Here is a 12907-nt window from a genome sequence, read left to right as displayed (position 1 = left end):
GCGAGGCGGCGGGCGCGGCGCCGGTCGCCGTCGTCGGGATGGCGGTGCTGCTGCCCGGGGCGCGCGACCTCGACGCCTACTGGCGCAACCTGGTCGCCGGCACCGACTGCATCACCGACGTCCCGGCGCACCGCTGGGACCCGGAGTTCCACGACCCCGCGGCGGATCCATCGCGGCCGGACCGGATCTACACGCGCCGTGGCGGCTTCGTGGACGAGCTCGCCGAGTTCGACCCGCTCGCGTACGGGGTCATGCCGGACTCGGTCGCCGGCGCCGAGCCGGACCAGCTGATCGCGCTGCGGGTGGCGGCCGAGGCCATCGCCGACGCGGGTGGTCGGGAGCGGCTGCCGGGCGGGGACCGGGTCGGCGTCGTGCTGGGGCGCGGGGGCTATCTGACGCCGGGCCTGGTGCGTCTGGATCAGCGGGTCCGCACCGCCAATCAGTTGGTCCGGACTCTTCGAGAGCTGATACCCGGGCTGCCGCAGGAGCAGGTGGACGCGGTTCAGGCGGCCTTCACCGAAACGCTCGGGCCGAACCGCCCCGAGGCCGCGATCGGGCTGGTCCCGAACCTGGCGGCGTCCCGGATCGCGAACCGGCTGGACCTGCGCGGTCCGGCGTACACGGTGGACGCGGCGTGTGCCTCGTCGCTGGTCGCGGTCGACCAGGCGGTGGCCGAGCTGGCGTCAGGACGCTGCGACGCGATGCTCGCCGGCGGGGTGCACCACTGCCACGACATCACGTTCTGGAGCGTGTTCAGCCAGCTCGGGGCGCTCTCCCGGACGGGGCGGATCCGGCCGTTCCATCGTGGGGCGGACGGGATCCTGATCGGCGAGGGCACCGGTGTGGTGGTGCTCAAGCGGTTGGCGGACGCGGTCGCGGCCGGCGACCGGATTTACGCGGTGCTCCGCGGTACCGGCGTGGCCAGCGATGGACGGGCTGCGAGCTTGCTGAATCCGGAGCCTGCCGGGCAGATCCGGGCGGTGCGGGCGGCATGGGCGGCGGCCGGGTTGGACCCGCTGGCCGCCGACGCGATCGGGTTGCTGGAGGCGCACGGTACGGCGACGCACGCTGGGGATCGTGCGGAGTTGATGACTATCGCAGAGGTCTTCGGTCCGGCGCGGACTGATGAGGGCGGTGTGGACGGTGCGCCGGCGCTCGGGTCGGTGAAGTCGATGATCGGGCACACGATGCCTGCGGCGGGGATCGCCAGTCTGGTGAAGGCTGCGCTGGCGGTGCATCACGGAGTGCTGCTGCCGACGTTGCATTGTGAGGATCCGCACCCTGATGTGAAGAGCACGCGGTTTCGGACGTTGGCCGAGGCCGAGGAGTGGCCGGAGGCTGGGAGCGGGGTGCCTCGGCGGGCTGGGGTGAATGCGTTCGGGTTCGGGGGGATCAATGCGCATGTTGTGTTGGAGCAGGCGCCGCGGGAGGTGAGGCGGCAGCGGCGGGCGTCAGGCGTTGCGGCTGGTACGGCTGGTGCGGCTGGTGCGGGGCCTGAGCGGGAGATTCGGCTGGCGGCCGACGACCTCGGGACGCTTGCCGAGATGCTCGACGCGGTGGAGTCGGAGCGGGACCCTGTCTCGTTGTGGCGGCGCGGCAGCGGTGATTGCCGGATCGCGATGGTCGGCCCCACGGCGCGGACCTTCAAGCTGGCGCGGCGCGTCATCGCCAATGGGCAGCCGTGGCGCGGGCGCGGCGATGTGTGGTTCACTCGGCGTCCGCTGCTCGCCGAGCGCGGCGCCGAGCGGATCGCCTTTGTTTTCCCGGGGCTTGAGGTCGATTTCGCACCGCGCGTCGATGACGTCGCCGAGGTGCTGGGAGCGGCGTGGGGAGCGTCGGCGGGGCACAGCGCGGACAGTGTCGGTTCGCATGGGCTCGGCGTGTTCGAGGTCGGTCGGCTTCTGGAGCGTGCGCTGCGGGAGGTGGGGATTCGGCCGGCGGCGGTCGCGGGGCACAGCGTTGGGGAATGGACCGCGATGGTGAGTGCGGGGATGTTGGCCGGCTCGGCGGTGGACGATTTCGTCTCGGGCTTCGACCCGGATTCGGTGCGGGTGCCGGGGTTGGTTTTCGGGGCTGTGGGGGCGGGGGCCGCGCGGGTCGCGGCGGTGTTGCCGCAGTATCCGGGGGTCGAGTTGTCGCACGACAACGGGCCGAGTCAGTGTGTTGTGTGCGGGCCTGAGGACACGATGGACTCGCTGTTGCGGGCGCTTCGCCGGCAGAACGTGTTGTGTCAGGTGCTGCCGTTCCGGTCGGGGTTCCACACGCCGATGCTCGAACCGTATCTCGGCCCGATTGTGGCGGCTTTCGAGGGCTTCGAGCTGCGTGCGCCGGCGGTGCCGGTGTGGTCGGCGACGCTGGCTGCGCCGTTTCCGCGCGAGGCGGAGGAGGTGCGGCGGGTTTTCGTCAGGCATCTGGTGGAGACGGTGCGGTTCCGGGAGACGATCGAGGCCATGTACGGCGCCGGGATGCGGGCGTTCGTGCAGGTGGGTACCGGGGCGTTGGCGACGGTGATCGGGGATGTGCTCGGGGAGCGGGATCACTTGGCGATCGCGGCCAATGCGCCGCAGCGGGACGGGGTGGCTCAGCTTCGGAGGGTCGCGGCTGCGTTTTGGGCTGAGGGGTTTGAGACGCGCGACGGGGCTTTTGGTGAGCGCGGGAAGGCTTCGGCTTCGCGGCGTGGGGGTTCGGCTTCGGTTCAGCTTGATCTCGGCGGGGCGCTTGTTTCTTTGGGCGACAGGGCTTTGGCGCTTGCGCCAACGCCGGTTGTCAGGGAACTGACGGAGCTCGACGAGCTTGCGGCGCGGCATCCGGTGGCGGCGGAAGTCGCGCTGCTCCTGCGGGAGACGGCGGCTAGCGCGGGTGCTGTGTTGGCTGCGCGGCAAGCCGGGGGTGTGGGGACGCAGGGACGGGAAGCGGCGGCAAGCGCGAGCGCCGCGGTGGCTGGGGATGTGGGCACGCGGGAGCGGCGGATCTCGCTCGCGGTCGACACCGAGTCGATGCCTTATCTCCTGGACCACTGCTTCTTCCCGCAGCGTGCGGACTGGCCGGATGTGACCGACCGGTTCCCCGTCGTTCCGGCGACCACGGTCATTCAGCACATGATGGATGCTGCGGGTCCTGGCGTGATCGCGGTGCGGGACGCGCGGTTCGACCAGTGGACCGCGGCCGCGCCGGCGACTGTCGTGGACGTCGTCGTTCGGCCGGGTGAGGGCGCGGAGTTCGCGGAGTTCGCGGAGTTCGCGGTCGAGTTCGGGCGGTACGCGCGCGCGACGATCGAGACCGGGACTGCGTTTCCTCGCGCGCCTGAGGTGTGGCCGGTCGATCTGGTTGGTGAGCGTCCGGCTTCCATTGCGGCGCGATCTCTGTATGAGGATCGGTGGATGTTCCATGGCCCCCTGTTCCAGGGAGTCAGGGAGCTGATAGCGATCGGGGATCGGCATGTGCGGGGTCTGATTTCCGCGCTGGACACTCCGGGCGCCATTTTGGACAACGTCGGTCAGTTGCTCGGGTACTGGGTCATGGACACGTTGCCCGAGCGGACTGTGGTGTTCCCGATGGGGATGAAGCGGATCGCGTTCTATGGGCCGACGCCGCGTGAGCCAGTGTCCTGTCATGTGCGGATCCGCAGCGTTGAGGACACGGTTGTGGTCGCGGACGCTCAGCTCGTCAGCGGCGGTCGGGTGTGGGCGGAGATCTCGGGGTGGACTGATCGGCGGTTCGGAAGTCATCCGGATACCAAGGCCGTTGAGCATGATCCGGGTGGTGCGCTGCTGGCGCGGCGGGAGGCCGGCGGCTGGTTCGCCGTCTTCGATCGTTGGACCGATCCGGCGTCGCGGCAGCTGCGGATGCGGAGTTATCTCGGTGCGGCCGAGCGGGACTTGTTCGAGGCGCGGCCGCCTCGTGGCCGACGGCAGTGGTTGCTGGGGCGGATCGCCGTCAAGGACGCGGTTCGGCAGGCGGTCTGGGATGAGAGCGGGCCGCGGAAGTTCTACCCGGCCGAGATCACGGTGGGGAACGACGGCGTCGGGCGGCCCTTCGTGACGGGGACGCATGGGACGCCGTTGGCGTCGTTCGCGGTGTCGATCGCGCATGCCGGTGATGTGGGCGTCGCGATCGTACGGCCGGCTGCCGGTGGTCGTGCGGGGGTCGGGATCGATGTCGAGCAGGTAGTCGCGCGGGATCCGGCGACGCTCGATTTCGCGCTGTCAGAGGACGAATTCGCGCGCCTGCGCCTGCTCGCTGCCGACGGTGGCGGGGAGGACCTGTGGTTCGCCCGATTCTGGACGGCCAAGGAAGCCGTCGCGAAGGCGTTGGGGACCGGCTTGGCCGGCAATCCTCGGCGTTTCGCGGTCGTGGATGTCACGGCGTCCGAAGCCGTGGTCGAGGTGGACGGCAGCCGGTTCCGCGTGCGCCTGGAACGGCTTGCCAATCCGGACGATCTACCCGCACGAGAGTACGTGGTCGCCTGGACCGAGGGTCCGGAGGCCGACAACCATCAGGAGAGGGACACGTGACCACCGAGACGACGACCCCGCCCGCACCCGCCGAGGACGCCGAGGCGGTGCTGACGGCAGTTGCCGCCATGCTGCGGTCGATCCTGGACGAGTACGGGCTCGATGACATCGAGGTCGAGTGGGACAGCCGGTTCCACGACGATTTGGAACTGGAGAGCGTGGATCTCGTCGCGCTGGCCGGGAAGCTCGCGGAGCGGTACGGGGAGCGGGTGAATCTCGCCGAGTTCATCGCCGATCTGGGGCTGGACGAGATCATCGAGCTGACGGTCGGGCAGCTGGTCGCCTACGTCACCGCGGCACTCGTCGGCGCCGACACCGACGCGGGCTGATCGCAATGCCCGCCGCCGTCGCCAACGGGATTCGTCAGAACTACGAGGTGCTGCTGCCGCGTGCCGGGTCGGTGGATCCACCGACCATCGTGTGCGTGCACGGGATTCTCATCGACAGTCTCGCAAGCTACTACTTCACGGTCGCGCAGGCGCTGCGGGACGCCGGGTTCCGTGTGGTGCTGTACGACCTGCGGGGGCACGGCAAGTCGGAGCAGCCGGCGTCCGGATACCGGGTCGACGACTTCGTCGAGGACCTGGCCGGGCTGCTCGACGCGCTCGACGTGAGCACGGCCTCCTTCCTCGGGAACTCCTTCGGCGGAACGGTGGTCTACGGCTTCGCGGCGCGGCACCCGGAGCGCGTCGCGGGGATCGTCGCCATCGAGTCGGAACCGGCCACCGCGGCGTGGTCGACGAAGATGGCCGCGAACCTGCACAAGGCAACGACACAACTCGGCACCTGGGAAGCAACAGCATGGATCACCGCACGCTACGGCCGCGACCTGGCACGCCGGGCCAAGCGCGCCGCACGCCTGCTCGGCGCGACGACGCTGGAGCGCGACCTGCCGGCGAGCACAGTGCTGGCGAAGGCGGAGGTCGCGGCCATCGAGTGCCCGACGCTGGCGTTGTATGGGTCGAAGAGCGACCTGGCGGAGCAGGCCACGCTTCTGCGGACCCTGATGCCACGCTGCGAGCCGGTGGTGCTGCCGGGCCTGGAGCACTCGGTGCTGGTGGAGGCGCCGGCGCGGGTGCTGGATTTGATTCTCGGGTGGCTGGGGGCGCATCGGCTCGCTGAGCGGGGGTCGGCGTGAGGGGGATGGAGGTGGCTGGGCGCAGCTCTGGCACGAACGCGGCAGACCCGACGGCGGGCGACAGCAGCAAGAGTGCGGCAAAGGGAGCAGGATCCGGCGCGAGCGCGGCAAGTGTGGCGGACCATGCGGCGGGCCAAGCAGCAGACCATGCGGCGGTCGGCACGAGCATGGCAGGCCAAGCAGCGGTCGGCACGAACGTGGCAGGCCAAGCGACATGCCGCGCGAGTGAAGGAGAGCAGGCGGATTCCGGTGTCAGCGCGGCGGTGCTGGCGGGGGCTGGCGAGGCAAGCATGGAAGGCCGAGCGGGGCCTGGCGCGAGCGCGGCGAGCCCGGCGTGGCAGGCGGCGCGCGGCGCGAAGCAGGGAGGTGTCGACGGAATCGATTCGGGTGCGCGCGGGGCGGGGCGGTTTTTGATTGTCGTGCCGCCGTTGGTGGGGCATGTGAATCCGCTTGTGGGGGTTGCGGCGGCGCTGGTTGCGCGGGGGCATGAGGTTGCTTGGGCTGGGCATGCGGGGGTGGTTCGGCGGTTGGCGGGGGCTGGGGCGCGGGTGTTGGAGTGCGGTGTGGCCGGCGGGTCGGGTGATGCGGTGGTGCGGCCGGCGGGGTTGCGGGGGCCGGGGGCGTTGAAGTTCTTGTGGGAGACGTTTCTTGTTCCGCTTGCGGAGGCGATGATTCCGGGGGTGGCGGCGGCGGTTGAGGGGTTTGAGCCTGACGTCATGGTGGTCGACCAGCAGGCTGTCGGTGGGGCCGTGGTGGCTATGCGGCGGGGGGTGCCGTGGGCGACTTCGGCGAGTACGGCTGCGGAGTTGGGGAATCCGCTCGCGGCGATGCCGAAGGTTGATGCGTGGGTTCGGGAGTTGCTGCTGGAGCTTGAGGTGCGCAGTGGGTTGCCGACCACGGCGGCTTCCGCGCGGTATCAGAGTACGTATGGCGACCTGCGGTTCTCGCCGCACCTGGTGCTCGCGTACAGCACCGCTGCGCTGTCGGGGGAGGTTGGGGCGTTGCACGAAACGCTGCGCTACGTTGGGCCGTCGATTGCGGAGCGGCCGGCGGATCCGAGCTTTCCGTGGCATCGGGTGCCTGGTGGGCGGCGGCTGGTGTTCGCCGGTGTCGGGACCGCGAATTCGGATGCGGGGGCGTCGTTTCTGCGGGCGTGTGCGGAGGCGATCGGGGAGCGGCCGGGGTTGTTCGGCGTTGTCGCGGATCCGGCGGGGGCGGTCGGCGGGTCGGTCGGTGCGGCGGTGGCGGAGAACGTGCTGGCGGTGCCGCACGTCCCGCAGTTGGAGGTGCTGCGGCGGGCCAGTGCGGCCATCTGTCACGCGGGGCAGAACACGGTGTGCGAGGCGCTGTATCACGGGGTGCCGTTGGTCGTCGCGCCGATCCGGGACGATCAGCCGGTGGTCGCGCAGCAGGTTGTGGCGGCTGGGGCGGGGGTGCGGATTCGGTTTGCGCACGCGGGCGCGGTGCAGATCGGGGCGGCGTTGGATCGGGTGTTGGGGGAGCCGGAGTTCGCGGCTGCGGCGGGGCGGGTTGGGGAGTCGTTCCGGAGCGCGGGGGGTGCGGAGGCTGCGGCCGGGTATTTGGAGGGGATGCTTGCGCCGGATGGGCCGGGGACCCTGCGGAACCGAGGTGTGGAGAGAGCCGGACAGTTTTCGCAGATGTCGTAGACGAAGCGGAGAGGGCCGGTCAGCGGTCGCGAGGGTCGTAGACCGAGCGGGGAAATGGCCGGTCAGTCGGCGGGGGAATCGTAGTCAGGCCGAGCGTCGTAGTCGGCCCGGGCATCGTCGATCTGCGACAGGTGCGCGATGCTCCACTCCAGCAGCGGCGCGGCGGCCTCGCGCAGCGTGACGCCCATCGGGGTCAGCTCGTAGCTCACGTGCGGGGGCATGACGTTGCGCACCGTGCGCGTCAGGATCCCGTCGCGCTCCAGGCTGCGCAGGGTGACGGTGAGCATCCGTTGGCTGATGCCGTCGATGGCCTTCTTGAGCTCGCCGAAGCGGCGCGGGCCGTCCCGGAGGTTGCGCACGACCAGCAGCGACCACTTGTCGCCGACGATCTCCAGCACCACGCGGGTCCGGCACGCGTCGCCATTCGCCGTGTCCACGGTTACCTCCAGAGAACCGAGGCACTGAAAAGTGCCTTGTTGCCCGTGGTGCTTCGCGTGCACCAGCATGGATGTGGTTCTCAAAGAGTACCGAGGCACGAAAGGTAACCACCATGTCCACTTTCCTTTTGGTCCACGGCGCCTGGCACAGCGGGCAGTGCTGGGAGCGGGTCGTCCCGCTGCTGGAAGACGCCGGGCACCGCGTGTTCGCGCCGTCGCTGACCGGCTACGGCGACAAGGCGCACCTGCTCGGCCCCGAAGTGGGGCTCGAGACGCACGTCGAGGACGTCGTCGGGCTGATCCGCGACCACGACCTCACCGATGTGGTCCTCGTCGGGCACAGCTACGCGGGGTTGGTCATCTCCTCTGTGGCCAACGAAGTTCCGGAGCGTGTCTCGCACCTGGTCTATCTCGACGCGATGGTGCCGGAGGATGGGGAGAGTGCGCTCGATGTGCTGCCGGTGACCAAGTACATGATCGAGGCCGCCGAGGGCTGGCGGATCCCGCCGATGCCGGAGCAGCCGGCGCCCCTCGGGCTGTTCGGCGTGACGGAGCCGGCGGACGTCGCCTGGTTGCGCACGATGCTCTCCGACCAGCCGGTGCTGTGCCTGACGCAGCCGGTGCACCTCGACAACCCGGCCGTGAAAGCGATCCCGCGCACGCACATCCACTGCACCGGGGCCAGGCCCGAGGGCGTGGTCCGCCGACCCGTCGCCGCCACGCAGCCGAACGGCACGCCCGCGCAGGTGTGGGAGCTGCCGACCGGGCACGACTGCATGATCACGATGCCGCTCGAGCTCAGCGAACTGTTCCTCAAGCTCGCGCACGCCTGACCGCGCGGGAGTCCCGATCGCCGCGCGAGCGTCGCGCCACCGCCCGGCAACCACCCCGCCGCCCGGCAATCCCGTTGCGGCGCAGGCCGCCAACCTGCAAACATCGCGATCATGAACACGCGAAAGGTCGACGGCACCGTCGGAGCATGATCGAGCGAGAACGCCGGGAGGCGTTGCACCAGGCCATGATCGACCGGGACCTCCCGGTGATCGAGCAAGCACTCCGGGGAGACGACCTCGCTCTGAGGCGGGCCGCGCTACGCGCGGTCAGGACCCTCCCGGTCACCGACATCACCGACGACGCCGCGGCGGCCGTCCTGACGGACGCCCCGCTGGACCTGCGTCAAGCCTTCTACCGAACCCTCCTCCACGCGCGCCGCACCGCGCTGGCCGACCGCCTGCTGCCGTCGGTGCGCCGGCAGTGGGGCGACGGCGAGGCCGCGGCGCTGCTGCCCGCGTGTTCCGCGGACGTGGCAGCGCGGCGGCTGCCGGAGCTGGCGCACGCGGTGGGCTCGTGGACCGCGCTCGCCCGGAGGCATCCGGACGTCGTGATGACGCACATCGAGAGCGGCGATCCGGCGCTCGGCGTGCCCGGCTACGGGTTCTGGCGGCGGTGGGGCACCGTTCTCGGCGTCCTCGCGGAGTCGCTGCCGATCCGGACGATCGCGCTGCTGGAGAAGCAGCCGAACCGCTACGGACTCCAGCTTCCCTCCCGCGCGGTCACCGCGCTGGTGAAAGCCGACCCGATGCGCGCCTGGTCCGTGGCGTCCCACGACGACCGGAAGAAGACGAACCGCCGGCACTACGATGCCGTCGCCGCCCTGGACGACGCCGGAATCCTCGCCTCCGTGGACGGCGACGTCTACACGCTGTGGGCCGTGCTGCGACACCTGCCGACGGCGCGCCGCGAAGCCCTCGTCGACGCCTTCGCCGCAGCCGCGCCGGAGCTCCAGCCGATGTGGGCCGAACCGCTGCTCGACGTGCTGCCGCGAGCGCGGGCCGAGGCCGAGGCGCGGCGAATGCTGGAGTGGCACCAGCCGCAGTGGCACGCGAACCGGCGCCGGTCGCAGGCCGAGGCGATCGAGCTGATGCTGGCCTCGTATCTGCCGTTCGCCGAAGCGGTCGAGGTGCTGACCGAAGCCGCCGCCTCGGGCACCACGACGGTGCGGACGGCTGCGCGGTCCCTGCTCCTGCGCTGCGCGGCGGCGACCGGCAACGCGGCGGAGGTGCTGCGGCAGGTCGAGGCGCTGGCCCCGCGCGTGCTGAACGAGCAGGATCCGGTGCGCCGCAGCTTCCTCGAGTCGCTGGTCGGCCTGCCGGTCGCGGTGTTCGGGGACGAGTGGGTGCCGGTCCTGGAGCGGCTGACGGCGGCCGCGATGGACGCGCGCGACTCGTCGGAGCAGGCGCGGCGGACCCTCCGGCTGCTGGCCCGCCGGACGCTGCGGCACCAGACGTCGCCGGGTCTGGTGGCGTGGGCGTTGGACGTACACCGGCAGCTCGTCGCGCGGTTCGGCGCGGCGGGGCTGGAGGTGCCGACCGAGGAGGAGCTGAACCCGCCGCCGCAGCTGCGGGGAAGGCGGCGACGTGGCTACGGCTACCGTCACGTCGCGCCGCCGGACTACTGGCGGCTGGACCTGGCGCTCCAGCCGGGGCAGGAACGCGAGCTGGTCGCGGTGCTGCGGCCGTGGCTCGACGACGCCGCTGTTGTCAGGGATCTGCGACGGGCGCTGGGGCGGCGGGCGGAGAACTGCCCGGAGCTCACGACGCCCGCCGAAGCGACAAGGGCAATGCCGAGCGGAACACCGGAGCAGGCCGCGCAGAATGCAGGCGCTGCCGAGGAAACAGATCTCGCGCAGCCGAGTGCCGAGCTGCATGCCGCGCAGACGGGCGCCAAGCTGCGTGCCGCGCAACCGAGCCTCGAGCTGCGTGCCGCGGAACCGAGCGTCGAGCTGCATGCCGCCCAGCCGAGCGCCGAGCTACCTGCCGCGCAACCGAACGCCGAGCTGCATGCTGCGGAACCGCCCGTCGCCGAATCCCCCGAAGCCGCACTCCCCCGCCTCCTCGCCGAGGCCAACGGCCCGCAGTCGCCCGAAGCCGTCGCGGCCCTGACCGCGTGCTGCGCACGAGTGCGCCCCTCGGTCCTCGGTCCGGCGCTCGAATCAGCCCTCTTCGCTCCGGACAGCAAGGTCACGCTGCGCAAGCAGGCCGTCCGCCAGCTCCGCCGCAACCGCACCCCGGGCCACTTGGACGTCCTCCTCCGCGCCTGGCAGCAGCCTGATACGCACCGCGACGTGCGGGTGGCGATCGCCGTCGTGCTGCGCGACGCCACCGAGGACCCGCGCGCGCTGGACGCCGTCGCCGCCGCCGTCGGCCCGGCGATGAGCGAGCTGATGATCCGCACGCTCTTCCAGCCCCACCCGCGGCAGTACCCGCCGGAAGCGCGCGCCGCCTATGCGGCGCTGGTCCGGAACCTGCTGCGGGCCTCGGACGACGGCGGTGTCCGGTTCCGGGGGCTGAAGGCGTTCGGGGTCTGGGCGCCGTGGTACCGGGGCGGGTTCGACGAGCTCGTCGGCACCCTGTTCGGGCCGGACGCCGACGAGGCCGAGCTGGCCTCGGAGCTCATCAGGGCCCTGATCCTGACCGGATCCGGCGCCGACCGGGTCCCGGATGTGCTGCGCCGCCTCGCCGACGATCCGGCCCGGGCCAAGCTCGCCTCGGCGCTGACCGGGACCCTCACCGGCCTCCGGAACCGCTATCAGAACCCTGAGCCGTGGTCGCTGGATCTCGTCGAGCGGTGCCTCGCGGCGCTGGCCGGCGAGCCCCGGCACACGCGGTTCGCCGTCCGGCTGGCGCTGGCGCTCGTGGACCCGGCGGCCGACGATCTCGACAGTCGGCTCGTCGCCTACGCCGACCTGCTGGCGGGCCGTCCTTACCTCGCGGGCGTGTCCGAGCAGCGGCTGAGGGAGCAGATCAACCACGAGCTCGGCGAGCGTCCGCCAGCCGGGGTGCTGGCTGCCGCACAAACCTTGGCCGACCGCGGCGACCTGAGCGGTGGTCTGGTCGCCGCACAGCTCGCGAGCGCGGTCATCGACACCAGGACCGGCCCCGGGACGCCCAGCGAATCCTGGCGTGAGGTCGTCACGGCACTACGCGCCTCACTCCATCCCGAGGTCGCCGAAACCGCGCACGAAATCGATCTCCATCGCGAATCGCAATAGCAGCCCATTTCGAGCAATCACAAAGAAGAAGGCCCGCAAATCACCGCACTAGAGTGACACTCCGACATGTCCGCAATTGCCGGAATGAGAGTGGACGACCGTGGCGAAGACAGTAATCGGACCCGACGAAATGGGCCGGCGGTACGACGAGTCGGCCTCGATGACCAATCTCCTCAACGAGGGGCAGGTGCACCTTTCCTACTGGTACGGCGAGGAGGACACCACGCCGTTGCGCGAGGCGTCGCGGCGCATCACGCGGAAGGTCGCTGACGCGATCAACCTCCGGCCCGGAGACCGGGTCCTGGACGCCGGCTGCGGGCTCGGGCTGCCCGCCCTCGACGTGGCCGAGACCACCGGCGCGCAGGTCACCGGCGTCACGGTCAGCCAGGCCGAGGTGGACGCCGCGACGGCCCGGGCGGCCGCGGCGGGGATGCAGGAACAGGTCCGCTACCAGCGCGCCGACTACATGGCGCTGCCCTTCGCCGACGCCTCGTTCGACGCGGTCCTGGCGATGGAGTCGCTCATCCACGCGCCCGATCTGGAGCGGGTACTGCGCGAGTTGCACCGTGTGTTGCGCCCCGGCGGACGCGTCGGGCTGGTCGACTACACGGTCGCGTCCGAGGCGAGCGCGCGCGAGGTCGAGGAGTTCTTCGCCGCCCTCGGCCTGAACAACCTGCTCACCCTGCCGGGCTGGATCGAGAAGTTCACCGCGGCCGGCTTCGTGGTCGAGGAGTACACCGAGTGCGGTCCGCGGGTCTTCGGCATGGGCCCGAAGTACATCGAGGCCGCGCGGGGGGTCCGCGATTCCGTGGTCGACCGGTTCGGAAGCGAGGCGTACGAGGGGTTGGAGGGCGGGCTCTCCGGGTTCTTCGAGATCAGCGCCAACCGGATCGGCTACACCATCGCGGCGTTCGGCAAGCCGCGCTCCTAACCGGCACGACTCGCGCCGCGAGCACGAGACACGCACCACAGGCACCACGCACCACGCACACGACAAGCACCGCACACACCACCCCCACCACAGGCCGGCGCCCGCACCCCGCACAGTGCGCGGGCGCCGGCCTGCTTCGCGCGTCGGGGCGTAGCTCGTACCGACCACG

8 protein-coding genes are annotated in these 12907 nt (G+C 71.1%); 7 read left to right on the top strand and 1 reads right to left on the bottom strand.

Annotation, left to right across the window (positions count from 1 at the left end; all coding sequences use genetic code 11):
* Positions 1 to 38 precede the first annotated feature (38 nt).
* From ABH920_RS32065 to ABH920_RS32050, 4 genes are all read left to right on the top strand, one after another.
* Entirely contained in the window at positions 39 to 4514 is a 4476-nt protein-coding gene (locus ABH920_RS32065; protein ID WP_370353085.1) for a beta-ketoacyl synthase N-terminal-like domain-containing protein, read from the top strand.
* A complete protein-coding gene (locus ABH920_RS32060; RefSeq protein ID WP_370352953.1) occupies positions 4511 to 4843 on the top strand; it encodes a phosphopantetheine-binding protein in 333 nt (110 codons plus the stop codon). Before ABH920_RS32065 ends, ABH920_RS32060 begins: the two co-directional genes overlap by 4 nt.
* 5 nt (positions 4844 to 4848) lie before the next feature.
* Complete coding sequence (locus ABH920_RS32055) at positions 4849 to 5652, top strand: alpha/beta fold hydrolase (RefSeq protein ID WP_370352952.1); 804 nt, start codon at positions 4849 to 4851, stop codon at positions 5650 to 5652.
* 377 nt (positions 5653 to 6029) lie between these two features.
* On the top strand, positions 6030 to 7319 hold the full coding sequence (locus tag ABH920_RS32050) for a glycosyltransferase (protein WP_370353084.1): 1290 nt from the start codon (positions 6030 to 6032) through the stop codon (positions 7317 to 7319).
* Positions 7320 to 7381: 62 nt separating this feature from the next.
* Here ABH920_RS32050 and ABH920_RS32045 read toward each other — a convergent pair whose 3' ends face one another.
* Positions 7382 to 7756, bottom strand: coding sequence for a winged helix-turn-helix transcriptional regulator (locus ABH920_RS32045; protein WP_370352951.1), 375 nt, complete (start codon positions 7754 to 7756; stop codon positions 7382 to 7384).
* Between the two features lie 113 nt (positions 7757 to 7869).
* Between ABH920_RS32045 and ABH920_RS32040 the strand changes: the two genes are divergently transcribed.
* The 3 genes from ABH920_RS32040 to ABH920_RS32030 all read left to right on the top strand — a co-directional run bounded on the left by ABH920_RS32040 (position 7870) and on the right by ABH920_RS32030 (position 12738).
* Complete coding sequence (locus ABH920_RS32040; RefSeq protein WP_370352950.1) at positions 7870 to 8589, top strand: alpha/beta fold hydrolase; 720 nt, start codon at positions 7870 to 7872, stop codon at positions 8587 to 8589.
* A gap of 146 nt (positions 8590 to 8735) precedes the next feature.
* The gene (locus ABH920_RS32035; protein ID WP_370352949.1) at positions 8736 to 11807 is read left to right on the top strand and encodes a hypothetical protein; all 3072 of its coding nucleotides are present in this window, start codon (positions 8736 to 8738) and stop codon (positions 11805 to 11807) included.
* Between the two features lie 100 nt (positions 11808 to 11907).
* Positions 11908 to 12738, top strand: coding sequence for a cyclopropane-fatty-acyl-phospholipid synthase family protein (locus tag ABH920_RS32030; RefSeq protein ID WP_370352948.1), 831 nt, complete (start codon positions 11908 to 11910; stop codon positions 12736 to 12738).
* Positions 12739 to 12907: the final 169 nt, after the last annotated feature.

This window comes from Catenulispora sp. EB89 (genome assembly GCF_041261445.1).
In the GTDB taxonomy this organism is placed as follows: Bacteria; Actinomycetota; Actinomycetes; order Streptomycetales; family Catenulisporaceae; genus Catenulispora.
Note: the sequence above shows the minus strand (reverse complement) of the source record. Positions and strands in the feature narration are given on the sequence as shown.

Excerpts from the sequence above, each read along its gene's own strand:
- ABH920_RS32065 (WP_370353085.1), top strand. The coding sequence starts at position 39 with ATGGCGGTGCTGCTGCCCGGGGCGCGCGACCTCGACGCCTACTGGCGC.
- ABH920_RS32055 (WP_370352952.1), top strand. The coding sequence starts at position 4,849 with ATGCCCGCCGCCGTCGCCAACGGGATTCGTCAGAACTACGAGGTGCTG.
- ABH920_RS32040 (WP_370352950.1), top strand. The coding sequence starts at position 7,870 with ATGTCCACTTTCCTTTTGGTCCACGGCGCCTGGCACAGCGGGCAGTGC.
- ABH920_RS32035 (WP_370352949.1), top strand. The coding sequence starts at position 8,736 with ATGATCGAGCGAGAACGCCGGGAGGCGTTGCACCAGGCCATGATCGAC.